The 24,755-nt window shown below is 33.3% G+C and carries 27 protein-coding genes and 2 tRNA genes; all 29 read left to right on the plus strand.

Annotation, left to right across the window (positions count from 1 at the left end; translation table 11 throughout):
• The first annotated feature begins 14 nt into the window (after positions 1-14).
• Positions 15-1,535 (plus strand): YifB family Mg chelatase-like AAA ATPase, encoded by a 1,521-nt coding sequence (locus M9426_RS07840; RefSeq protein ID WP_250341882.1) that lies wholly within the window; start codon positions 15-17, stop codon positions 1,533-1,535.
• Positions 1,536-1,545: 10 nt separating this feature from the next.
• On the plus strand, positions 1,546-2,625 hold the full coding sequence (gene dprA, locus M9426_RS07845) for a DNA-processing protein DprA (protein WP_250341883.1): 1,080 nt from the start codon (positions 1,546-1,548) through the stop codon (positions 2,623-2,625).
• 25 nt (positions 2,626-2,650) lie between these two features.
• Positions 2,651-4,729, plus strand: a complete 2,079-nt coding sequence (gene topA / locus M9426_RS07850) for a type I DNA topoisomerase (protein ID WP_250341884.1) — start codon at positions 2,651-2,653, stop codon at positions 4,727-4,729.
• The gene (locus tag M9426_RS07855) at positions 4,722-6,167 is read left to right on the plus strand and encodes a GspE/PulE family protein (protein ID WP_250341885.1); all 1,446 of its coding nucleotides are present in this window, start codon (positions 4,722-4,724) and stop codon (positions 6,165-6,167) included. Before topA ends, M9426_RS07855 begins: the two co-directional genes overlap by 8 nt.
• Positions 6,164-7,333, plus strand: coding sequence for a type II secretion system F family protein (locus M9426_RS07860; RefSeq protein WP_250341886.1), 1,170 nt, complete (start codon positions 6,164-6,166; stop codon positions 7,331-7,333). The genes M9426_RS07855 and M9426_RS07860 overlap by 4 nt, the downstream gene beginning before the upstream one ends.
• Positions 7,334-7,342: 9 nt before the next feature.
• Positions 7,343-7,723 carry a prepilin-type N-terminal cleavage/methylation domain-containing protein gene (locus tag M9426_RS07865; RefSeq protein ID WP_250341887.1) on the plus strand — a complete coding sequence of 127 codons (381 nt, stop codon included), beginning with the start codon at positions 7,343-7,345 and terminating at the stop codon, positions 7,721-7,723.
• A complete protein-coding gene (locus tag M9426_RS07870) occupies positions 7,713-8,444 on the plus strand; it encodes a prepilin peptidase (RefSeq protein WP_250341888.1) in 732 nt (243 codons plus the stop codon). Before M9426_RS07865 ends, M9426_RS07870 begins: the two co-directional genes overlap by 11 nt.
• A gap of 3 nt (positions 8,445-8,447) precedes the next feature.
• The gene (locus M9426_RS07875; RefSeq protein ID WP_250341889.1) at positions 8,448-9,734 is read left to right on the plus strand and encodes a type IV pilus biogenesis protein PilM; all 1,287 of its coding nucleotides are present in this window, start codon (positions 8,448-8,450) and stop codon (positions 9,732-9,734) included.
• 27 nt (positions 9,735-9,761) lie between these two features.
• On the plus strand, positions 9,762-10,745 hold the full coding sequence (locus M9426_RS07880; protein ID WP_250341890.1) for an AIR synthase family protein: 984 nt from the start codon (positions 9,762-9,764) through the stop codon (positions 10,743-10,745).
• A gap of 71 nt (positions 10,746-10,816) precedes the next feature.
• Positions 10,817-12,163, plus strand: coding sequence for an N-acetylmuramoyl-L-alanine amidase (locus tag M9426_RS07885; protein WP_195443146.1), 1,347 nt, complete (start codon positions 10,817-10,819; stop codon positions 12,161-12,163).
• Between the two features lie 10 nt (positions 12,164-12,173).
• A complete protein-coding gene (rph, locus tag M9426_RS07890; protein ID WP_005955881.1) occupies positions 12,174-12,890 on the plus strand; it encodes a ribonuclease PH in 717 nt (238 codons plus the stop codon).
• Entirely contained in the window at positions 12,887-13,471 is a 585-nt protein-coding gene (gene rdgB, locus M9426_RS07895; protein WP_250341891.1) for an RdgB/HAM1 family non-canonical purine NTP pyrophosphatase, read from the plus strand. The genes rph and rdgB overlap by 4 nt, the downstream gene beginning before the upstream one ends.
• A gap of 52 nt (positions 13,472-13,523) precedes the next feature.
• A tRNA-His gene (locus tag M9426_RS07900) sits at positions 13,524-13,600 on the plus strand.
• A gap of 39 nt (positions 13,601-13,639) precedes the next feature.
• Positions 13,640-13,726 (plus strand) — tRNA-Leu (locus M9426_RS07905).
• 248 nt (positions 13,727-13,974) lie between these two features.
• Positions 13,975-14,370, plus strand: coding sequence for a NusG domain II-containing protein (locus tag M9426_RS07910; RefSeq protein WP_250341892.1), 396 nt, complete (start codon positions 13,975-13,977; stop codon positions 14,368-14,370).
• Entirely contained in the window at positions 14,367-14,867 is a 501-nt protein-coding gene (locus tag M9426_RS07915) for a Gx transporter family protein (protein WP_148465451.1), read from the plus strand. The genes M9426_RS07910 and M9426_RS07915 overlap by 4 nt, the downstream gene beginning before the upstream one ends.
• Positions 14,868-14,875: 8 nt before the next feature.
• Complete coding sequence (locus M9426_RS07920) at positions 14,876-15,451, plus strand: Maf family protein (protein ID WP_005955987.1); 576 nt, start codon at positions 14,876-14,878, stop codon at positions 15,449-15,451.
• Positions 15,452-15,473: 22 nt separating this feature from the next.
• The gene (radC, locus tag M9426_RS07925) at positions 15,474-16,193 is read left to right on the plus strand and encodes a RadC family protein (RefSeq protein ID WP_005955827.1); all 720 of its coding nucleotides are present in this window, start codon (positions 15,474-15,476) and stop codon (positions 16,191-16,193) included.
• An 8-nt stretch (positions 16,194-16,201) separates the two neighbouring features.
• Positions 16,202-16,750: an SGNH/GDSL hydrolase family protein gene (locus tag M9426_RS07930; RefSeq protein WP_250341893.1), complete on the plus strand. Its 549-nt coding sequence runs from the start codon at positions 16,202-16,204 to the stop codon at positions 16,748-16,750.
• Positions 16,737-17,879 carry a hypothetical protein gene (locus M9426_RS07935; protein WP_250341894.1) on the plus strand — a complete coding sequence of 381 codons (1,143 nt, stop codon included), beginning with the start codon at positions 16,737-16,739 and terminating at the stop codon, positions 17,877-17,879. Before M9426_RS07930 ends, M9426_RS07935 begins: the two co-directional genes overlap by 14 nt.
• Positions 17,848-18,288 (plus strand): prepilin-type N-terminal cleavage/methylation domain-containing protein, encoded by a 441-nt coding sequence (locus M9426_RS07940; protein WP_250341895.1) that lies wholly within the window; start codon positions 17,848-17,850, stop codon positions 18,286-18,288. The genes M9426_RS07935 and M9426_RS07940 overlap by 32 nt, the downstream gene beginning before the upstream one ends.
• The gene (locus tag M9426_RS07945; RefSeq protein ID WP_250341896.1) at positions 18,272-18,652 is read left to right on the plus strand and encodes a type II secretion system protein; all 381 of its coding nucleotides are present in this window, start codon (positions 18,272-18,274) and stop codon (positions 18,650-18,652) included. The genes M9426_RS07940 and M9426_RS07945 overlap by 17 nt, the downstream gene beginning before the upstream one ends.
• Positions 18,597-19,103, plus strand: coding sequence for a PilW family protein (locus tag M9426_RS07950; protein ID WP_250341897.1), 507 nt, complete (start codon positions 18,597-18,599; stop codon positions 19,101-19,103). The genes M9426_RS07945 and M9426_RS07950 overlap by 56 nt, the downstream gene beginning before the upstream one ends.
• Positions 19,096-20,061, plus strand: coding sequence for a hypothetical protein (locus M9426_RS07955; RefSeq protein WP_250341898.1), 966 nt, complete (start codon positions 19,096-19,098; stop codon positions 20,059-20,061). Before M9426_RS07950 ends, M9426_RS07955 begins: the two co-directional genes overlap by 8 nt.
• Positions 20,062-20,075: 14 nt before the next feature.
• The gene (gene efp, locus M9426_RS07960) at positions 20,076-20,633 is read left to right on the plus strand and encodes an elongation factor P (RefSeq protein WP_005955873.1); all 558 of its coding nucleotides are present in this window, start codon (positions 20,076-20,078) and stop codon (positions 20,631-20,633) included.
• Between the two features lie 12 nt (positions 20,634-20,645).
• The gene (locus M9426_RS07965; RefSeq protein WP_005955993.1) at positions 20,646-20,954 is read left to right on the plus strand and encodes a CD1247 N-terminal domain-containing protein; all 309 of its coding nucleotides are present in this window, start codon (positions 20,646-20,648) and stop codon (positions 20,952-20,954) included.
• Between the two features lie 82 nt (positions 20,955-21,036).
• Positions 21,037-22,302, plus strand: a complete 1,266-nt coding sequence (locus M9426_RS07970) for a dihydroorotase (protein ID WP_250341899.1) — start codon at positions 21,037-21,039, stop codon at positions 22,300-22,302.
• A 90-nt stretch (positions 22,303-22,392) separates the two neighbouring features.
• Complete coding sequence (locus tag M9426_RS07975; protein ID WP_250341900.1) at positions 22,393-24,150, plus strand: DUF4153 domain-containing protein; 1,758 nt, start codon at positions 22,393-22,395, stop codon at positions 24,148-24,150.
• 10 nt (positions 24,151-24,160) lie between these two features.
• Positions 24,161-24,715: a hypothetical protein gene (locus tag M9426_RS07980; protein WP_250341901.1), complete on the plus strand. Its 555-nt coding sequence runs from the start codon at positions 24,161-24,163 to the stop codon at positions 24,713-24,715.
• The last annotated feature ends 40 nt before the right edge of the window (positions 24,716-24,755 follow it).

A 24,755-nucleotide genomic window follows, 5' to 3' on the forward strand; every position in this document is an offset into this window, starting at 1 on the left:
GATAAGGAGGGCTTATGTATTCTTGCACGAAAACTTGCACCTTAACTGGACTTAATGGCTATCCAGTTGACGTTGAAGTAGACTTATCAAATGGAATGCCAAAAATTATTTTAGTTGGACTTGCTGACACTGCCGTCAAGGAATCAACAGAGAGGGTTAAGTCGGCAATAAAAAATTCTGGCTTCGACTTTCCAAAAAAGAGAATTACAATAAATTTAGCTCCAGCCAACCTTAGAAAGGATGGAACACAACTAGACCTTGCCATTGCAGTGAGCCTTTTAAGCTGTGATGAGAGTCTTGAGATGGACTATTCACCCTATGTTTACATGGGAGAGCTTGCTCTTGATGGCAAGATAAATAAAATTCAAGGAGCCCTTCCCATGGTTATATCCATGAGGGAGAAGGGCTATAGAAAATTCATTGTTCCCTATGAGAACCGTAAGGAATGTGCCATAGTATCTGATGTTGAAATTTATCCTGTAAAGACATTAGAAGAAGTTGTTTCTTTTATAAGGGGTGAAATTCAAATTGAAAGATGTATTGGTAGCCTAAAGAGGGAAAAGGTTTCTTATGACATGGATTTTTCTGACATTAAGGGCCAAGAAAATTTAAAGAGGGCATTAGAAATTTCTGCATCAGCAAAATCCAATATTTTAATTTTAGGTTCGCCAGGTTCAGGTAAGACTATGGCGGCAAAAAGATTTCCAACAATCTTGCCAGAGCTTGACTTTGAAGAAGCCATTGAAGTTACAAAAATTTATTCTATATCAGGGCTCTTAGACGACAACTCACTAATAACTAAGCCACCCTTTAGGTCACCTCATCACACAGCATCAGCAGTTTCCCTAATAGGTGGAGGAAGAATACCAAAGCCTGGAGAAATTTCTCTTGCCCACAAGGGCGTTCTGTTTCTAGATGAGTTGCCAGAATTTTCTAAGTCAGTCTTAGAAGTTTTGCGTCAGCCAATGGAATCAAAGGACATAATAATATCTCGTGCCAACGCAAATGTTAAGTACCCTGCGGACTTCCAACTCGTTGTAGCTTTGAACCCATGTCCTTGCGGCTATCATAACTCAAAGACTCACGAGTGTACTTGCTCGCCTTATGAAATTCAAAGATATCTTTCAAAAATTTCTCACCCACTCTTGGACAGGATTGACATCCATCTTGAAGTGCCAGAGGTTAATTATAAGGACATTTCTTCAGAGAGGTCTGGTGAATCTTCTGAAGCTATAAGAAATAGGGTCAAGTATGTTAGAGAGCTTCAAAAGGATAGGTATAGAGATGAGTCCTTTAAGTATAATTCTGAAATTCCTGAAAATAAATTAAAGAGCTATTGCCCTCTTGATAAAAATTCTGAAAATATACTAGAGCTTGCCTTTAAGAAGTATGGAATGAGTGCCAGAACTTACAACAAAATTTTAAAAATCGCAAGGACAATTGCAGACATGGATGGCTGCGAAAATATAAAAGAAGATCATGTTTTAGAAAGTATCCAGTACAGAACTATGGATAAAAAATTCTGGGGCAATTAGGAGCAGAAAAATGAAGGAAAGAGACTTACTTATTTTTTTAAATGCAATAAATTTTTCCAGCGAAAATTCTCTAAAAGTCCTAGATTATTTAATGGATAAAAACCTTCCTCTTGAAGATTTTTATAAGCTAGACTTCTTAGAAGAGCATGTTCTTTCAGAGAGAAGTGCCAATCGCTTAGACGAAAGAGCTGGGGACTTCGATCTTATAATAGAAAAGATTAGTGAAAAAATAAAATCAATGGGAGTTCACATAGTCACTATTCTCGATGAAGACTATCCAGATGAACTTAGGTACATTGAAGATCCACCTTCTGTCTTGTATGTTAGGGGAAATTTAAAAATTTACAATCCCATTGCCTTTGTAGGAGCAAGATCACATTCATCTTATGGCAACATGGCTGTCAATAAGATAATCGACGATCTTAGATTTTATGACTTTACAATTGTAAGTGGAATGGCCTATGGGATTGACACCTTGTCCCACAGGAGGGCTTTATTAAATAATCTAAATACAATTGCCGTCTTGGGAACGGGGATAGATGTTATTTATCCAAAGTCAAATAAGGCTCTTTATGAAGAAATTTCTGAGAAGGGAGCAGTCATTAGCGAGTTTCCTCTAGGGACTCAAGCCAACAAATTTACTTTTCCCATGAGAAACAGAATAATATCTGGACTTTCAAAAACTGTCGTAGTCGTTGAGGCCAAGGACAAGTCAGGAAGTCTTATAACTGCAAGGCTGGCAGCAGAACAAGGAAGAGAAGTCTTTGCAGTTCCAGGAAATATTACTTCTATTTATTCAGTGGGAACTAATAAGTTGATACGTGATGGAGCCATACCCCTTGTTGAGATAAAAGATATTCTAGACTTCTATCCAGGCATCCTATCTAAAAAGGATAAGGAAGAAAAGATTGACTTAGACCTTGAAGAGATGGCAGTCTATAATCTCATTGAAAAGGGGATAAATAACACAAATGATATTTGCATTAATTTAAATAATGAGGTATTTTATATAAATAAGATATTGACTAAGTTGGAACTTAAGGGAATTATTGAAAAAATTTCTATGAATGAATTTCAAATTTTAAAATAGACAAGAGGAAGAAGGAGATGATATTTTGGCAAAAAATCTTGTGATAGTGGAATCCCCCACTAAGGCAAAGACAATAAAAAAGATGCTTGGCACAAATTACAATGTAATTGCATCTGTAGGTCATGTTAGAGACCTACCTAAGTCAAAGCTTGGCATTGATATAGAAAATGATTTTGAACCACAATACATGAATATATACGGCAAGGGACCCCTTATTAAAGAAATCAAGGCTGAAGCAAAAAAGGCTGATAAGATATTTCTCGCAACCGACCCCGATAGGGAGGGTGAGGCTATCTCTTGGCACCTTTCTTATATATTAGATATGAAGGAAGATGACAAGAACAGGGTTACCTTTAATGAAATAACTAAGGACACTGTAAAAAGAGAAATCAAAAATCCAAGGATGATTGATATGAACTTGGTTGATGCTCAGCAAGCAAGACGTGAACTTGATAGGCTTGCAGGCTATAAGATTTCTCCACTACTATGGAAGAAAGTGAAGTCCGGGCTTTCAGCAGGTCGTGTTCAATCAGCAGTTTTAAAATTAATTTGCGATAGGGAAGAGGAAATCAACAACTTCATCCCAGAAGAATATTGGACAATTGAAGCTGATTTAAGAGCTGGCAGACGTAAACTTCTTGCAGAATATTATGGTGTTAAAGAAAAATCTAAGGCTAAGAAGGTTGACCTTAAGACTGAAAAAGATGCCGACAAGGTAATAAATAATATTGATAGAGACAAGTTTACAGTGGACTCTGTAAAGAAGGGAAAAAGAGTTAGAAAATCACCAAATCCTTTCACAACCTCTACAATGCAACAAGAAAGTTCTAGGAGAATTAATTTTTCTACTAAGAAGACTATGATGGTTGCACAAAGTCTTTATGAAGGTGTAAAACTTCCTAAGGAAGGTTCAGTTGGACTTATAACTTATATGAGAACTGACTCTGTTAGAATTTCCCAAGAAGCACAAAATGCTTGCCTTAACTTCATAGAAAAGTCTTATGGCAAGAACTATCTTGGTAAGTCCAAAGCACCTGCCAAAAAAACGGAAAACATTCAAGATGCCCACGAATGTATTAGGCCAACAGATGTTACAAAGACTCCTTACTCAATCAAAGATTCACTTTCAAAGGATCAATTTAAATTATATTCTTTGATTTGGAATAGGTTTGTTGCATCACTTATGGCGAATGCAATTTTTGATACAATTTCAGCTGACATAATTTCTAATCTTGAAATCTTTAGGGTCAGCGGATCAACTTTGAACTTTGATGGATACTTAAGAGTCTATGATTACAATCCTGAAAAGGCAAAGGAACTTCCACCTCTTGAAGAAGGACAAGTTTTAAAATTAAAGGACATTCAAAAGGAACAACACTTTACAAACCCACCTCCAAGATACAATGAAGCTTCACTTATTAAGGAGTTAGAATCCTTGGGAGTTGGAAGACCTTCTACCTATGCCCCAACAATTTCTACATTACAAAGTAGGTACTATGTGGTTCTCGAAGAAAAGAAATTTGTTCCAACTGAGCTTGGCAACACAGTAAATGAAATTTTAGTAGAGAACTTTGACAACCTTGTTGACAAGAAATTCACTGCACAAATGGAATTCGAACTTGATGAAATTGCTGAAGGCAAAAAGCCTTGGAAGGAACTTGTAAGGTCCTTCTATGAAGATTTAAAGGAAGATCTCGACAAGGCCTATGAAAATATAGAAAAAGTTGAAATTGAAGACCCAGTAACTGATGTAATCTGTGACAAGTGTGGCAGGAACATGGTTATAAAAATGGGTCGATATGGAAAGTTTTTAGCTTGCCCAGGCTTTCCTGAGTGCAGGAACACTAAGCCTCTTGTTGAAAAAATTGGAGTTAAGTGTCCAGACTGTGGCGACGGAGAAATTGTTGTTAAGAGATCCAAAAAAGGAAGAATTTTCTACGGCTGTGACCAATATCCAAAGTGTGAATTTGTATCTTGGAACAAGCCAATTAATGAAAAGTGTCCAAAGTGTGGCAGCATATTGACAGAAATGAACTCTAGAAATAAAAAAACAATAAAATGTAGTAACTCTACTTGCGACTACAGGAGAGAGGAAAATGAATAAATTTTCTTTTGATATTAAAAAGATTTTGACAGAAAGTTACTGTCGAAAGAATTTTATAGCTCCCAACAGAGAAGAAGGCGACCTAGTGGTCTTCTACTCTTTACATATTAACGATGAGATTCTAAAATACAATCTCAGCGAAAAGCTAGGAAGACAAATTTCCTTTGAAGAGGCCCCCTTAGAAAAAATTAATGAAATCTTAGATGAAATCTACAAGAGCAACAAAAAAGATTATCTCTTAGAAGACATAGATAATAAATATGAGGACTTAATTGTCTTAGAAGATGAGGACAAGGAAGACTCGCCGGCAGTTAGGGTCCTTGATTATATACTTAGAGAAAGCATTGAGAAAAATGCCAGTGACATTCACATTGAGCCAAGATTCGACAACATAATAGTAAGAATTAGGATTGATGGAGCTCTAAATAAGCTGATAGATTTACCGAAAAAGATTTATCCCTATCTTGTTACGAGGATAAAAATCTTGTCTCAGTTAGATATTTCTGAGAAGAGACTTCCTCAAGATGGACGATTTTCCTTTGACTTCAAGGGAGAAAAAATTGACATTAGGGTTGCAACCACACCAACTGGCAATGGAGAAAAAATAGTATTGAGAATTTTGGATATCCAAAGAATTTCTTACACTCCAGAAGGCATTGGGCTTGTGGGAGAAAATTATGACAAGGTAATGAAATTAATTTCTCAACCATCAGGCTTGATTCTAATTTGTGGACCAACATCTTCTGGCAAGACTTCATCACTCTATACACTTTTGAGAAAGATTCAAGATGATGATATTAACATCATGACTATTGAAGACCCAATTGAATATAAAATCGATGGGATAAATCAAATTGAGGTAAATCCCAGCACAGGCCTAAGCTTTGAAAAGGGCCTTAAGGCAATTTTGAGGATGGACCCAGACAAGATTATGATTGGTGAAATAAGGAATGAAGACACAGCTCACATAGCGATCTCATCTTCCATCACAGGTCACCTAGTTTTGTCTACTCTTCACACAGAATCTTCGCCTGCATCAATAGGAAGACTTCTTGATATGGGAATTGAAGCCTACCTAATCTCTGCAGGTCTTATTGGGGTTATATCTCAAAGATTAATAAGAAGACTTTGCCCTCATTGTAAAGAAAAAATCAAAAACACCAATCCTCTTGTGAAAAGTGAATTTGTTTATAGGGCTAGAGGATGCCATAAGTGTAACCAAGGCTACTTAGGTAGGATGGCAGTTTTTGAAATAATGATTGTAGATTCTGAAATTAGAGAAATGATAAGCAGGAGAGAATCTGTAAAAAATATAAAAGTTTTGGCAATAGAAAAGGGAATGAAGACCCTATCAAGTGAAATTTTAAACTTAATAGAAGATGGCGAAACAACTTTTGAGGAGTATTATAAAAACATACATACCGTTGGTGACTTATGATTTACAATTACAAGGCCTTTAGGGGCAATGAAAAAGTTAGGGGAAACATTAAGGCTGACAACTTAAAGGAAGCCAAGGAAAAATTAAAGAGAGAGGGACTTAGACCCATAAAGATAGAAGAAAATATTGAGTCATCAAATTCCTTTGAATACAAGAAGAAGTTTAAAAATGAAGATCTCTATATTTTATTTAGACAGCTCTCTCTTTTTATAAACTCAGGTATAAATATAGAAAATGCCTTTGAGATTCTGTCTTCACAATTCCAAAAGGACAAGGGAAAAACTTTATCTGATATAAGAGACAGCCTAAGGTCTGGAAGCGATCTATCTGATTCTATGAAGATGACGGGAGCCTTTCCAAGTCTTGTGATAAACATGGTTTATGTAGGGGAGAACACTTCGAGTCTAGGTAAAATTTTTGACAAGCTATCTGACTATTACATAAAAAAGAGAAAGACTCAGTCTAAGATAATTGAGGCCATGGCTTACCCATGCATCCTCTTGCTGACTTCAATCTTTATAATTAATTTTTTAATTATAAATGTCATTCCAAGTTTTGGAGAAATTTTTTCCGATAACAACAACTTGCTTCCACTTCCAACAAGAATTTTAATGGGATTTTCAAACTTTGTTTATAAAAATTATTTCTTTATTATTTTAGGGATATTACTCGTGGTAGCGATTGCATTTATTCATCATAAAAGGAAGCCAAGGGCTTTTCATTCCTTACTACTAAAGTCATCCTACTACAAGATAACAAGAGCCATGAACCTGTCCTTTAACATGGACCTCTTGCTTGGGTCTGGTCTAACAGTAGACAGGAGTCTTGAAATTATTTCTAATATGGAAAGGAACTCTGTTTTAAAAGAAAAGTATCAAGAAATTTTATTTAAGCTAAAGTCAGGAGAGCCCTTTTATAAGGGTGCTCAAGAAGTGGGTGTATTCTCAAAGGTCTTAGTTTCTATGATTAGGGTTGGAGAAGAGTCCTCCAGCCTTAGAGAAATTTTTTCCATTATGTCTTCATACTATGAAGAAGAATTAAATTCTCGCAATCAAAAAATTCTTGGCCTAATGGGACCAATTTTAATAATAATTATGGCATTGATAATTGGATTTATAGTGCTATCTATTGCACTTCCAATTTTTGACATGGTAAATCAATTTTAGGAGGGACATATGAAGAACGCAAAGAAAAACAAGGGATTTACCCTAATCGAGTTGGTTATTGTTATAGCAATTATTGCAATTTTAATTTCCATTGCAGCAATGAAGTACAGCTCCACAAACTTAGCAGCAGAGGCAGCAGCGCACAATGCCAATGTCAAAGTTTTAAAAAGTGCAGGCATCTTATATTTAATTGATCATCCAGATTCTGATAAAAGTATTAGTGTAGAAGCTTTAAAACCTTACCTTGAAGGAGGAAAGATACCAAAGCCTGCTAAGCATTTAAAAGTAGAAAAATTTACTATTACTTCAACAGAAGATGGAGATGTGACAGTTAGTCCAGGTCCACTTAAAGTTCAAGACAAGAAGTTAGTCGAAGAGAATGAAAAATAATTTATATTTTATTTTTATATCTTTATTGGTATTTTTATTTGGTGGGTCCCTTGGATCTTTTTACCAAGTTTTTATTGAGAGAAGAGAAAGAGGAGAAGACTTTATATTCTCAAGAAGTTCTTGCGACTCTTGCAATAAGACTTTGAAGTTTTATGAGATGATTCCAGTTTTTTCTTATATATTTTTAAGAGGAAGCTGTTCTTCTTGTGGAGAAAAAATTGGGAGAGAAAACTTTTATATAGAAGTCTTAACTTCTTTCCTAGCCCTCTTGGTTTTTATGAGATATGGGATTTCTCTTGAGACCTTAATAATTATCTTTATTTTAATAGTGGCATCTTTTATAGGAGTTCTTGATTACAAGACTGGTTATATTTATAATCTTGACCTCTTTATACTTTTATTCTTTGTGATAATTTATAAAATTTTTATCAGCGGAGGGATCCTTGTTTCTATAAAGTCTTCTCTTGCTATGGGATTAATATTTTTTCTATTGTATTATTTCACGGGAATGATGGGCTTAGGAGATGTTTACTATGCTTTTATAATGGGACTAGTTGCCAATAATTTATTTGAGGCCTTTTTATTATTTCGTGACTCCTTTATTATTGCCGGCATTGTATCTATGATTTTGATTTTACTAAAAAAGAAAACTCTTAAGGACTCAATTTCCTTTGGGCCCTTTATGACTATAGCTATAATTATTTTCTTTATTTGCAGGTGAATTATGTTTGACAGAAAAACAAAAATTAAACTTAACGATGGATTTATAAATATTTTTGACGAGACTAAAAGTGAAGAAGAAAAGACTAGTATTCCCATGCCCTATAGGATTTATAGGGATGGGAATATTTTAGATTATCATCATTTTTTTTATAAGATGAGCAAAGTTTTTAAGAAGCTAGATTTAAAAAAGAAGGACAGGGTCTTTATTATTTTTGATTCTACTTCCCTCATCCATATCAACTACAAAGTTCCAGAAATTGATGAGAGTGAGATAAGGGACTTTTTAAAGCTTGAATTAGAAGATTATGGCGACTTTGATTTAAGTGATTATGAAATTTTTTACAAGAAAAATTCTACAGCAAAGGCATTGAATCTTTCCATTGACCTTGTTCCCAAGAAAATTCTAGAAGAATTAAAGGAAGTTTTGGAAAAGTTAGAAGTTACAAACTATGAAATTCTTACAGAAGGTCAAAGCTTTTCAAGAGATGGTAAGTTTGTAGAGATACAAGCAAGTTACATAAAATTAATTTCTGTAGAAGACAAGTTGCTAAAAGTTTATGACAAAATTTATGATGAAAACATCGAAATGATGATAGGAGACAACCAACTAGAAGAGAAGAATGCTTCTAACATAATCAATCTTTCCTACGACATAGAGGAACAAAATGTTGAAGAGGATTTTCTCTTTAAGTATAAAAATTTCTTCCTTAGACATATAAGCAAGATAGAAAATTTCTCTGGGGGAGATAAAATTCAACTCTTTGGAAGGATTGCCGATTCAGAAATTATAAAAGACATCCTAAAGTCTTATAGCAATTTGGATTTTGAATATATTGGAAAAAATTTAGATTTTGATATTCCAAATTCTAAAGAAAAGAAAAAGCTTAGGGAAAATAAAAATAAAAATTGTATTAATTTCATCCTACCTTTGGCGATTTTGATTTTAATATCTTCCAACCTTCTTTACTACAATAAGCTCAAGAAAGAAAAGGAAGTCACAAACAAAATAATAAGTTCTCAAGAAATGGAAAATGAAAAAATAGACTTATCATCAGATAGGTTTCAAGAAAGAAATAAAAAATTTATAGAAAAAATTTCTGAAATACAAAAACTTGAAGATGATAACTTAGTTATAACTTCCTACAACTTTGATAAGGGAAGGATACTTGTTAAAGGTCTTGTTAAAGATGAGGCTTATTTTAACAAAAAATTTAAGGACCTAAATATTGTTAGCAAGAATTTTTACAAGGAAAATGGATTTAACAAATTTGAAATGCAAATAAAATAAGTGTAAAATTCTTGAGAGGTGTAAAAAATGGAGATTGGAAAATTAAAAACAGATTTGTTGGAAAAATATATTTTCGACAAGCTAGTTTCAAATAGAGAAGAAGTTATTATGGGTGGAGGTACTGGCCTTGACAATGCAGTCATGGACTTTGGGGGAGACCTTATTGTTGCATCAACTGATCCCATAACAGGAGCGTCAAAAAATCTTGGGGCTCTTGCCATAAATATTTCTGTAAATGATGTGAGCTGCCAGTGTGCAGATCCAGTAGGAGTTTTGATGACATTATTAATTCCACCATCAGCAGATCTTGATGACTTAAAAGAAATTGTAGATGATGCAACAAGAACTGCAAGAGAATTAAATGTTGATATTGTAGGTGGTCACACAGAAGTCACTGACGCTGTAAATAAAATTGTAATTTCAACAACAGTTTTTGGAAGAGTTAATAAAAAAAGAAGGCCGGACCTAAGTACTGTGAAGGCAGGAGATGTCCTTGCTGTTTCCAAGTATCTTGGAATCGAAGGTACCAGCATAATAGCCCATGAGAAAAGGGAAGTAAAAGAAATTTTAAGTAAAGAAGAATATGAGTTTGCAAAATCACTTTCAAAGGAAATTTCTGTCCTTAAAGAATCAAAAATAGCAGGCAAGTATGGCGTTAAGCACATGCACGACATCACCGAAGGAGGACTTTTTGGTGCAGTGTGGGAAACTTCTAAAGCCCTAGGTCATGGAATTAGAATTTTTAATGATTCAATTCCACTACTAGATGTGACAAAAAAGATTTGTGATTTTTATAAAATCAATCCAATGAAATTAATTTCTAGTGGATCCATGTTAATGGTTTTCGATAGAGAAAATTTTGATGACTTTAAAGAAGAAGCAGAAGCTAGTGGAATAAAAGTTACAAAGATTGGCGATATAAACAATGAAAAGCAAGCTGTAGTTAAGTACAAGGACAGGGAAATTATCTTACAAGATCCAGATCCTGACGAGCTTTATAAGGTGGTTTAAAATTATTACAATTTGGTTACATTGTTGACATTAATTACTAAAGTTTATAAACTTTTATCTAGGTGAATTAAATGAAAAGAATTATTAAAATTTCAATATTGTCTTTGGCACTACTTGTAAGCCCAGTATTTGCCAATAATTTATTTAATGTAAGTATAGGTAAAACTCAGTTTCAAGTTAAGGAAGCAGGAGTTCTAGTTAACGGTAAACTCTTGAACACAGAATTCTCTCCCTACATAAAACAAGGGAGGACCTTTGTGCCTATTCGTGAAATCACAGAAAATCTTGGGGCAGATGTTAAGTGGAACAACAAGGACAAGTCTATCAAGATAAGTCTTAATGGCGATGTTATAAACATGAAGATTAACAGTCCTAATGTAAGTGTAAACGGAAAAAAAGTCAGCCTAGATAATGCACAAGCTCCTCAACTTGCTCTTTATTCAAGTCCGAGAAAAGAAACAAAGACAATGGTTCCTTTGAGGTTTATATCAGAAACTTTTGGCTATGACGTTGACTGGAACAATGATGAAGTTAGGGCAGAGATAAGCACTGACAAGTCTAAGTCGATTGTTGACGGTGACGATAAAGAAAATTCTAAAGACACTAAGAAGAATAAAAATTCTAAGAGCAATAAGAAGACTAAATCCAAGAATAAGTCAATTGATTCAAAATCTATTTTTGACAGTGATTATTTTCAATCTAATCAAGAAAAGAGAGAAACTAATAAGATAAAGAAAGAAATCAATGATGGCAATAAGGACAAAGTCTTTGACCAAGCAGATCTTGAAAAGTCAGATGAAAAAGCTAAAAGAGTAATAAAAAACAGAATTGAAGTAAATGGAAAATTAAAAATTGTTATTGACCCAGGACACGGTGGCAAAGATTCAGGTGCAATTGCCCTTGACGGAGAAACTTATGAAAAAACTGTCAATCTCTTAGTTGCAGAAAGACTAATGGATAAGTTAAATGCAAATAGTGAAATAAGTCCAACAATAACAAGAACGAGAGACGAATACATCCAGCTCTTAGATAGGGCAGGAGTTTCTAATAATGGAGATGCCCACTTATTCTTGTCAATTCACTTTAATAGTGCTGACAATTCTAGTGCTAAGGGTATAGAAGTCCTTTATGCATCAGAAAAAAATGTAAGAATAAAGGATACAGTTCAAAAGAATTTTGCAAACTGTCTTCAAAAAGCTCTTATAAAAGAAACTGGAGCAGTAAACCGTGGAATTATAAATAGACCTGCAATCATTGTTTTGAATAAGACAAAGAATGTTGCAGCTTTAGCAGAACTTGGATTCTTATCAAACCCAGATGAACTAGAAAAGATTAAAGACCCTGACTACATTGATAAATTGGCTCAAGGACTCTATAATGGTATAGTAGATTATATGAATACCTATGTAGACAAGTAGAAGGGAAATTATGAGAGAAGATAGACAAAATGATGAAGCAAGACAGATAAGGATCACTCCAAATTATTTAGATCATCCCGATGGATCCGTTTTAATTGAATGTGGTAAGACAAGAGTTATTTGCAGTGCCATGATTGAAAACAAGGTTCCAGGATTTTTAAGAGGAAAGAACAAGGGATGGCTTTCAAGTGAATACTCAATGCTACCTGGATCAACCCCTACTAGAAAAGTTAGGGATATCTCCAAGGGAAAACTTGATGGAAGAAGTAGCGAGATTTCACGATTAATTGGAAGAGCCTTAAGAACTTGTATAGATTTAGATAAAATTGGAGAAAGGACTATTTGGATTGACTGCGACGTCATCTCTGCAGATGGAGGAACAAGGACTGCAGCAATAACAGGGTCCTACATAGCCCTTAAGCTTGCAGTAAAAAAAGCTTTAGAGAACAAGAAGTTTGAAGAAGATCCAATTGTTTCAAAGGTTGCAGCTATTAGTGTTGGTAAGGTCAATGGAGTAAAATTAGTTGACTTGGACTTTAAAGAAGATTCCAATGCAGACGTAGACTTAAACGTTGTGATGAATGACGACTTCCAACTTATAGAAATTCAAGGAACTGGAGAAAAAGATACTTTTTCAATTGAAGAGTTAAATGAATTTTTACTTGGTGCAAAAAGATGCATTGGAGAAATCTTTGATTATTTTGAAATTTTGGAGCAAAACCTATGAAGAAAATAGTTTTATCTACTGATAATAAAAATAAATTAAGAGAAATAAGAGAAATTTTAGAAGATCTAGACATAGAAATTTTTGGCAAGTCTGACATTGAAGGACTTGATTTTGAAGTTATTGAAGATGGAGAAACTCTTTATGACAACGCATTAAAAAAGGCAGATGCCATGGCCAAAAGAGTAGACCTAGCAGTTCTGGCAGATGACACTGGACTTTTTGTAAATGCACTTAAGGGTGAGCCAGGAGTTCACTCAGCAAGATATGCATCAGAGCATGACGACAAGAAAAATAGAGAGAAACTTTTAAATAATTTAAAGGACAAGGAAGATAGGTCAGCCTACTTTAAAACCCAAATAATTTTAATTGACTCAGAAAAAAATACAATTCCAATTGAGGGAGTTTGCCAAGGAAGGATTTCAGAAGTGGAAAGAGGAGACAATGGTTTTGGATACGACAGCATCTTCATACCAGATGGATTTGACAAAACTTTTGCAGAAATGTCTCACGAAGAAAAAAATGAAATTTCTCACAGGGCAAGAGCCTTGAAGAATCTCAGAGAAAAGTTAGAGAACTTATAAATGTTTATTGACAATACATTTTTAATTTGCTATTATATATGTATTGTTCGTGGTGGATATGGCCTAGCTGGTTAAGGCGTCAGATTGTGGTCCTGAAGATCGTGGGTTCGATTCCCACTATCCACCCCACAATATTTAGAAGTGCCTGGCACTTCTTTTTTATTTTTTGCTAGAGTGGCGGAATTGGCAGACGCACCAGACTCAAAATCTGGCGGTCGAAAGATCGTATGGGTTCAAGTCCCATCTTTAGCACCACAAAATTTATTACTCCTACAGAGTTTTATTTTTCACAAGTTTGTGATTATTTAAGACTTTGTAGGAGTATTTTTTATTTAAATTAAAGTAATGATATAAAAAAATGTGGATGTATTTTTGTTTTTAAAAAATTTTTACACCAACTTTACACCATTTTTTTAACTCTAGTAAAAAGATTTTGAAATATAAAACTTTAAAAAATTTTTTTATTAAGTCATTAGTAAATAGAAGTGTGCTATAATAAATTTATGAATAAGATAAAAAAAGCTGATATTTTTGTTATTTTTTTAATAATTATTTCTTCCTTTCTTATTTATATTTTTACCAACAAACTCCCAAGGGGGAATGATTCTTCATCTAAAAAAGTTGTGATCACTGTTGATGGAAAAATTTTTAAGGAAGTTGAATTAAAAGAAAATACGAATTTAGATATTGATGTTAATACACAATATGGAAATAACGAAGTCCATATTGAGAATGGAGAAGTCCATATGCATGAATCTGATTGCAAGGATAAGATTTGCATGAAGATGGGTAAGATTAGTCTCCCAGGAGATTCAATTATATGTCTACCTAATAGGCTTATGGTTAAGATTGTGGAAGATAAACCTAGTGATGATAGTTTGGATATGATTATAAAATGAAAAAAAACACAAAGTTAATTTACTTATCCCTCTTAAGTGCTCTTGGTATTGTGCTTGGTCTTTTTGAGTCCATGATTCCACTACCTGTAGCTATTCCAGGAGCAAGGCTTGGTTTATCCAATATTGTTGTCCTGGTTACTATAGTTGCTATTGGCTACAAGGAGGGATTTTTTGTAGCTATTTTTAAAACCATACTTTTGGGACTTGTTACTGGAGCAATTTCAAGTTTATTTTTCTCAATGGGTGGAGCAATCTTAAGTTCTATTTCAATGATTTTAGCCCACAAATTTTTGAGAAAATATTTATCTTTAATTGGAATCAGTGAAATAGGATCCTTTTTTCACAACTTAGGTCAGGTTCTTGTAGCTTCCTTTATTATGAAAACTACTGCGATTCTTGCCTACCTGCCAATTTTAGTAATTCTTGGAATTTTCACAGGATTTTTTGTTGGACTTACTTCTATGTTTATAGTTGATAATACAAATATTTCTAAATAGAGGTACAAATGGAAAAAATTATTTTAGCATCAAATTCTCCAAGAAGAAGAGAAATTCTAGGAGACTTTATAGATTTTGAAATTATTACAAGAGAAATAAATGAAGTTAAGGATGATGCCTTTTCTCCTTGGACTACAGTTATGGGTCTTGCCTTTGGCAAGGGCATAGAGGTTGCCAAAGAAAATGAAGATGCCGTAGTTTTATCGGCTGATACCTTGGTGGAACTTGATGGAAAGTTATTGGGAAAGCCTAAGGATAGAAATGAAGCAAGGGACATGATAAGGTCTCTTAGTGGAAAGGTCCACAATGTCTTCACAGGCTATGCTATTTTTAAATTATCTAAGGGGATAAAATATGTAGATTTTGAAAAATCTTCTGTAAAATTTTATGACCTAAGTGATGAGGAGATTGAAAATTATTTGGATACTTTAGAGTATAAGGACAAGGCTGGTGCCTATGGAATCCAAGGGAAGGGATCACTATTAGTTGAAGAAATCCGAGGAGATTTTTTCAATATTGTGGGACTGCCTATTGGAAAAATAAATAGAGACTTAATTAAATTGTTTAATTTTAATTTATGGTGATGAATTTTTAATGGTGATTTAAATGAAAGAGAGAGATTTTGAAAAGTACACTATAAAGGAAATGCCAGCAGATGAGAGGCCCCAAGAGAAACTAATTAAGTTTGGGCCTGATTATCTTTCCAATGCAGAGCTCCTTGCCCTTATCATTAGGACAGGAAATAGTAAGGGAGACTCTGCCATTGATACTGCGACTAAAGTTCTCAGGTCTCTTAGGTCAGCTAATGATTCTAATGGTTTAAACTCTCTTAAAAATGCTAGCCTTTCGGACCTCATGGAAGTCGATGGAATTGGAGAAGCCAAGGCTGCAATGATTCTTGCTGCAGTTCAATTGGGAATAAGACTTGCTGTTTCAAGCAATGGAAGCAAAATAAGGGTTACGTCACCTTCCATCGCTGCAAACTATGTCTTAAGCGAAATGAGTGTACTGGAACAAGAACATTTTAGAATTATGACCTTAAACACAAAAAAGGAAATAAATTTTATTAGAGAAATTTCTAAAGGAACTATTAACATGACCATAGTTCATTCCAGAGAAGTATTCAGGGCTGCTATATCTGACAATGCTCACAGCATAATTTTACTACATAATCACCCAACGGGAGATCCGAGTCCATCCAAGGAAGATATCAAATTAACGAAGAATTTACTTGAAGCTTCTAAGATTATTGGAATAGATATTTTGGATCACATAATTATTGGGGACAACAAGTACTTTAGTTTCTTGGAAGAAGGACTTTTGTAGGAGGGCTTATGAAGTTTTGCGCCTTAGGAGATTCTATTTTTGAGGGATTTTTAGTTGGAGGAAAATCCTTAATTTATTACTTAGCGGGAAAAGGTTATGATATAGATAACTATGGGGTTAACGGCTTAACCACTGATGAACTTATTTTAAGTCTAGACAATTTAATTCCCTACGATGTTAATTTAGTTTGTATTGGTTTAAATGATTTTTACAACGGCAAGTCTCTTGACCACGTTTTAAATAATATTTTCAAAATTGTAGAAAAGTTAAAGGAGAATAAGGGAAAAATTTTTATAATGTCTCCATATCCAACTTCTTTTTTAAATCTTGATGAAGCTTATAAGAGTTTTATCAACTTCACATCAGTAAATAAAAAAATTGAAGATTTCGATAGGATTTTGAAGGAAAGCCAAGGGGATTATAAGCTTGTTTCTTTTTATGACTATGCAAAGTCTAACTATATAGAAGAAGATTTAATCGATGGGATCCACCCAAACACAAAGTTGCACAAGGAACTAGCAGATTATCTTGAGGAAAAATTAAATGGATATTTATGATGTTTTTTGCAAAAAAATTGGATACAGAAAGCTTTCTAAGAGAGAAAAAATTTTATTTAGTATTTTAATTTTACTTGTTATTGAATTTTTATTTTATAATTTTCTATTAAAGAATCAAGTCCAAAGCATTTCAGAAGCAAACTTGAAAGGAAATCTAAACCCAATAGAAGAAGAATTTACATATAAGGGTTTTGATGACTTCTCACAAGATAAGCTTGAAAAAATTTCCAGTGAAAGCAATATAAGTAAAGATAGTTTTTCTAAGGACTCACAAAGTGATATAGAAAGTTTAATTATTAGTGGAAGAGTTAGGTCACTTGATTTAAATACCATTGAAGGGCTGACTAATTACTATGGCTATTCAAACATTGACATCTTAAGAAGTGACGAGGGGAACTTTACATATAGGTTTAAGGCAGAAAAACCTTCGAAGGCAATTTATTATAACGACCTAAAGAAGGCTTACTTTGGAGAAAATAATCTTAAAGAAGAAGTTAAGCCTGAAGAAGAAAAGAAAGTAGCAAGTGAAGAGCCTAAAGCTGAAAAGATTACCAATACAAAGAAAAACATCAAGATAGAAAATAAAAAGCAAACAAAGGCAAGTAGGAAGACAAGTAGTAAAGGCAAGAATCAAATTAAGGGACAGGAAGAAAAGCTAAATAATTTAAATAAAAATAATTTTGCAAAGAGTCCTTCAAATTTATCCAATGAAAAGAAAAGCGAGAGCATATATGATTTTGCCTTTAATAAGGAAGATGAAGGCTTAAAGTTTGTTGAAGGCGAGGGTATAAAGCTAGATTATTATCCAGAAGATAAAGTTACCTCTGTCTATGTAAGCAAGAATGATTTAAAGGACCTTGTAAAATTGGGAGTTGATAGGCACTGTAATGGTGTTTCTTTATCTATTTATATTCCAAACAAATCCTTTAAAGACATGGGGACTATAAATATTGCTGGAAACTACTTGCCTTATAGGGGAGAAATTCTAGAAAACAATTGGACTAGGATAGACTTGTATCAAGATGACATGAGTTATATTTACTTTACGCCAGAAGACAATAAGGACTTACTTATCTTTATAAAAGAAGTTGATTATCATGAAGAAGAACGAAGCCTTTACCCTAATTGAGCTTGTAATTTGCATAGGAATAATTTTACTTCTCTTAAGCATTGGTGGACTTAACTTTAAGATTAGAGATAGGGTTCAAGCAAGGGAACAAGTTAAGGAACTGGCTCTTGATTTAAAATTTTTGAAAAATTATTCTCAAATAAATAACATAAGGACATCTATGAATCTAAGTGATGGAGGCTATTCAATAAATTTTGGAGAGAAGAGAAAAACTGTTAAATTTAATTCTCTTGTAAAGCTTGAGTCTACAAATCTGGAGAAAATTACTTTCTCTAATAAGGGTAAGCCTTCTTACTTGGAAGAAAAGTCATCAGCTGGGACAATAATTTTTTCTATTGTAAACAAGAAGTATAAGATTACAATTCAACCAGTTACAGGTAAGGTGAATTTTATTGAAATCAAGGAATAAAAATAAGGGACACTTAATGCTTGAAGTTTTATTTTCAATTGCTCTCTTAGCATTAATTGCATCGACTATCCTTCCTAACGTAATAAGTCTTTTAAAGAACCAATCATATATTGGAGAAAGAGAAGAACTTATAAATCTTATGTCATCGAGGATGGAAGAGATAATTGGCAGTGCTTACAACAATGAGGACTTGAATTTTAATTTTGATTCGGGAGATAATCATGATGATAAATTTAAAATAGAAATTCAAAATGATTCCAGCGATAATTTAAACCACATAACTTTAAGAGGAAAGAGACGAGGTTCTGATGAAGAAATTAAGATGGAGGTTTACCTCAAAAAGGGAGGCCTACTCACTAATTGAACTTGTGATGTCTATGGCCATGCTCCTAATTATTGGCATGGTGATCACATCAATTTTGGGCGTATCTCAAAAGGCTCTTACAAAAACTTATGAAAATGAAAATATTTCAACGGACCTGTCCTATGCCACTGAGTACATAAAAGATGAAATTACTTCTAGTGATTACTATACAATAGTATGCGGAGAGATATATTTTATTCAACCCAAGGGAAATAAATATAATTACGTGTCCTTTGGACTAAAGGACAACAAGCTTTATAGGTATTCCATCCTAATAGATAGTTTGAAGAAAAGAAATGAAATTCACAGCGACGGAGTTAATGCTCTAATAGATAACATATCTTCCTTCTCTATTGAAGACCAAGGAGATTGTTTTTCGGTAAAAATTGGATACAAGGATAAAGAAGAAATTATAAGAAAGATTGCAAAGAGGTCAAGACTTTATGAGTAAAAGAAAAAAGGGATATATTTATATTTTTACAATTTTACTCATTGGACTTCTTGCAATCTTTTTTTATTTTATCTACTCCTACATGTCAGGGTCTACTTACATAAGTAAAAACAGGCTGGAGTCAACCCAAGCAAACTATGCGCTTGAGTCGACACTAAATATAAAAGTTTCTCAAGATGACTTTCAAGAAGAATTGGAAAATTATATTTTAAATGATAGTGCAAAAAAATTAGGAATTGAAAAAATACCAGAGGACACTGAAGTCTTAAGACTTAACTTCAAAAGAGAAGACTATCAAGATGAGAATAAAAACCTTGTAGACATGGTGAGCTTAAAGAGTGAAATAAAATATAAAAACACCCTTCTTGGTGGAAGACTAAGGGGCCATTATGTAAATAAAATTTACAAGGAAGAAGATGGAGTCCTAAACTCTTCTAAAGTTGACTTAGATTACCTCTCAAGCCTAAGAGAAAAATTCGCTAATGATAATTGGACAGATAAGAATAATAAAAAAGTTATTCTTGATGGAGATTTTATTTATGATTTAAAAAATGATAAATATACAATTTTTGAAGAAGTAGAAGTCTATGATGAAGAGAGTGGATCCTACATCAAGAAAATAAATCCACTTTATGATGTGACTGGTAAACAAATAATAATTCAAAAGTCAGGGACTTTAAAAATTTTATCCCGAAGTCCTAATCAAATTTTCATAATAAATGATAAAGTAATGTTTAATGATAATACATTATCTGGTATAATTATTCTAAAGGAAAATGCACAAATTGCTAATACTTGTACTTTAAAGGGATATTTAATAGACCTATATGACAAAAACTCAGGTATAGGAGTTAAATATTCTTCACAAGTCTTCAGGATCTATGGTTATTTGTTGCCTGAATACATAAAATTTCAGCCAATTTCACTTAACTACTATGACATAGAAGATAATACTTAAATATGGAGGATAATATGATCAACGCAGGAGAATTAAGAAAAGGACTTACATTTGAATGGGATGGAGATGTTTGGGAAGTTATTGATTTCCAACACGTTAAGCCAGGAAAGGGTGCTGCCTTTGTAAGAAGTAAAATTAAATCAGTACTTACTGGTGGAATTAGAGATACTACATTTAACCCATCTGAAAAATTTGAAAAAGTTGTTATTGAAAACAAAGAAATGCAATACCTATATTCTGATGGTGAACTTTATTACTTCATGGATCAAGAATCTTACGAACAAATTCCACTAGAAAAAGATATGGTTGAAGATGCACTTAACTTTATTAAAGAAAACGACATGGCAACTATTAACTTCTACAAGGGTAAGGCATTTAGAGTAACTCCTCCTAACTTTGTTGAGTTAGAAGTTACTCAAACTGAACCAGGAGTTAAGGGAGATACATCAAGTGGTGGATCTAAACCAGCTACAGTTGAAACAGGCTTTACTCTTAATGTGCCACTATTTATCAATACAGGCGATATGATAAGAATTGACACTAGAGATGGCGAATATATGTCTAGAGTTTAATTTGGAGGAAATATGGAATATTTATTAAAGAGAATATCTTATCTACAAGGTCTTTGTGACGGTTATGATTTAGACACTACTACAAATGAAGGAAAAATTATTTCTGAACTTGTAGATATCCTAAGTGATGTTATTGATGAAATGAGAGAATCTCGTGAAGAAATCGAAGACTATGTAGACATTATTGAAGAGGATCTTGCTGATCTTGAAGATTATGTTTATGAAAATGATGACATTGATTTTGAATTATATGATGATGACTTCGACTTTGATGATTTAGAAATTTATGACGAAGACGAAGAAGAGGCAGAAGAAGAATAAAAATATTTTAAAAGGCGAGGGTGGACCTCGTCTTTTTTTAGGATGTAGATTTTTTTTATGAACTTATAAAAAAGGAGGCACTATGATAATTAAGGGTGGGAGAATAATTGATCCTCTATCTAAAAGAGATGAAGTTTTAGATATAAAAATTGAAGATGGAAAGATCGTAGAGATTGCAAAGGACATTGAAGCTTCAAGTGACAAAGAAGAAATTATTGATGCAAGAGGAAAAATTGTTGTGCCTGGACTTATTGATGTCCACGTTCACTTTAGGGACCCTGGTCAAACTCATAAGGAAGATTTAGTTACAGGAAGCCAAGCTGCTATAGCTGGTGGCTTTACAAGTGTAGTCCAAATGGCAAACACAAGTCCGAAAATTGATTCAAAAGAAAAAATCATAGAACACTACAAAAGGGCGAGAGACCTTCCTTTAAAGGTATTTACTGTTTCAGCCCTTACAAAAAACTTTGGCGACTTGGAACTTGTTGATATGGAAGAAAACTTTAAGAGGGGAGCTCTTGCCTTTACAGATGATGGAATCCCAAATAGGAATTCAAAACTTATACTGGAAGCAATGAATAGGGCCAAGGAACTTGGTGCAATAATATCCTTCCACGAAGAAGATCCAGAACTAATTGAGCAAAATGGAATAAACCACTCAGAAGTTTCTGATAAACTTGGAATTTATGGATCTCCAAAGATTGCAGAGACATCTTTTATAGCTAGGGATGTGGCAATGGCAATTTATACAGGTGCAAAAATTTCTATCCAACATATTTCTACAGGACTAGGAGTTGACCTTGTTAAGTTTGGCAAGGAAATGGGAGCAAATATTTATGCTGAAGTAACACCTCATCACATAGCCTTAAATGACTCAGCAGTTTTGGAATATGGAAGTCTTGCCAAGATGAATCCTCCCCTAAGAAGTGAAGAGGATAGGCTTAGAATTATTGAGGGCTTAAAAGAAGGAACAATAGAAATAATTGCAACTGACCATGCACCGCACACTGCCGAAGAAAAATCCAAGGAGATTACAAAGGCTCCATCAGGCATCATTGGTCTAGAAACTTCTTTTTCTATTTGCTATGAAAATTTAGTTTTGACAAAAGAAATTAGTCTTATGAAGTTAATAGAACTTATGTCTACTAATCCAGCAAGAATTTATGGACTTGAGGGTGGAGAAATTAGCCAAGGGAAGACTGCAGACCTTGCAATAATAGATTTAGAAAGTGAGTATACGATAGATAAATATAAATCAAAATCTTCCAACACTCCATTTAAGGACAAGACTTTGAGAGGAGAAGTCCTATATACAATTTCTGAAGGAAAAATTGTATTCAAAAAATAAATATGTCAAAGTGGATACAATGACAAAAGTTTTATCTAAATTCTTTAAAAATCCTTGCCTTTAGTATATTATAAAAAAAGGGAGGTAGTTATGAAGAAACTAAATTTAAAAATTTTGAATTTTAAAAGTATAAAAGATACCTTTAAAAGGTTTCCCTTCACAATAACATCAGCAACACTTGCAAGCATATTTTTTATTATGGCTGCCTATGATGAATATGCAGAAGACTTTAACAACAAGATGATTTCCTATGGCTTGGTCTTTGCCTTTGCAATTTTTTTATATGCTTTTATAAAACTTTTTAACGAGGGACTTAGAAATTTTTATGACCTAAAAAACTTAAAAAATAATAATTTATTAAAAGTAATTTCCTATGTTATAACTTTGCCTATACTCTATGAAATTTATGAGCTAGTTTATGATAAGGCGGGACCCCTATCAAACTATAATGACAATTTTGTATTTTTTACCTTGATTGCCTTCTTAGTTGTGGGAACTTCTTTTGTTGCAAAATTTAATTATCACAAAGACTATGTTGTCTATGTAGCAAAAATTTTAAGGGCATTTATAATTTCAAATATCTACAGCTTCATAGTTTTTATAGGAATATCAAGTATAGTTTTTGCCTTGGACTCACTTTTTAAATTTGATTTTGGATCCTTAGTTTACTTGAGGATTGGAATATTTTCCTTTATCTTATTTAATGTAATAACTTTTTTCCAAGACTTTCCAAAGGTAAGGGATTCCTTTACAGACTACAAGTATCCAAAGCCCTTTAGAATTCTTTTGGTATATATAATCACACCTCTTGTGATTATTTACACTTTGATTCTACTGGCTTACTTTATAAAGATCCTAGCTCTTTGGCAAATTCCAAACAATTTAATAGTAAATCTTGTAATTTGGTTTGCAGCTTTTTCAGTAGTCTACTTGTTCTTCTTATCAAGAGTGGATTCCATTGGATTTATAAATAAATTAAAGATAATTTTTCCAATAAGTTTATTCCCACTACTTGGCATGATGTTCTTTGCAATTTACTTAAGAATTAGTGAGTATGGACTAACTGAAAACAGGTACATCGTTATTGCAGGAGGACTTTGGGTATTTTTATCTCTAATTTATTATATTTTTTATAGGGAAAATTCAAACATCACTGTACCGATTTTTCTTGCTGAAATAATTTTAATTACAGGCATTGGACCTGCATCAGCAACAAGCTTGAGTCTTAGGTCACAAAATGCAAGATTTGAAAAATTGTTAAAGGAAAATAACATGATTGCGGGAGAGGGAATAAGGTCTGATGTAAATATTGACAGCTCTGCAAAGAACCAAATAATTGATATAGTGTCCTACATGGATAAGCGAGATAGGATAGAAGACTTAAACTATCTTCCAAAGGACTTTAAACTCAGCGAAGAGAATTTTACAAAAGTTTTTGGTTTCTCTAATAAGGTTGAAAACCATTCCTATCTTGGATACTCTTACACAGACAATATTGCGGAAAAGGGAGATCTTGGATTTAATATTGACATAGAAGGCTACAAAAATATGATTTTTGTCTATTCTCTTGATCACATTTCCACTTGTGGAGATTACAAGTTTGAGAGAAAGAAGAAAGAAATAAATATTTATAAGAAGTTTAAGGGCGATTACGAGCTTCAAAAGACAATTGACCTTCTTGCTCTTAGGGATAAGTTAAAGACCCTAAAGAAGACTAAAGATGAAATAAAACTTGATGACCTAGCGATAGAGGACGATAACTTTAAAATTTATTTCACAAATATTTATTTTGGAAATGAAGACAATATTGAGAATGCCTATGTTGAATTCTATCTCTTGACTAAGTAGGAGGGATAAGATGTATTATATAAATTTTGAAAATGATGTTTTTATTGATGAGAACATAGACCTTTCACACCTTAAGGACCTTGTAAGGATTTATTTAAATAGGTGCGATTCCTATCAAATTACAATCTTAAAAGAAGACAAGAAGTCAAAGAAAATTTTTGATGACTTTGCAGTTTATTCTGATGAGAATGGTTATGAATTTATCCTCCAAGGTATAGTAGACGATGACTTTAAAGATATGATTCTTAAAAATCTTATTGGCGATATGGCACTAAACTTTATGGGCCTAAGCCTCTATGATGATGGAATCCTAAAATTAGAAATCCTAAATTATGGAAGCGAAGTCTATATCTATGGCTTTGACGAAAAAACTGTTGTAGAATTTTCTGATGAGCTTGAAAAAGTTTATGGTATAAAGGAAGTCAATGTCTATATAGATGAGGACAGCCAAGAAGAAAGTCACCACCATGATCATCATGACCACGACCACGATCATTCTTGTGGTTGCCATTCAGATGAAGATGACGACAAGTCATGTGGCTGTGGTGGGTATTGTAACAATTAAAAAGTTAAATAAAAAAAGAGTCTATCATGTGATGTGATAG

This window comes from Peptoniphilus genitalis (assembly GCF_023614525.1).
GTDB classification, from domain to species: domain Bacteria; phylum Bacillota; class Clostridia; order Tissierellales; family Peptoniphilaceae; genus Peptoniphilus_A; species Peptoniphilus_A genitalis.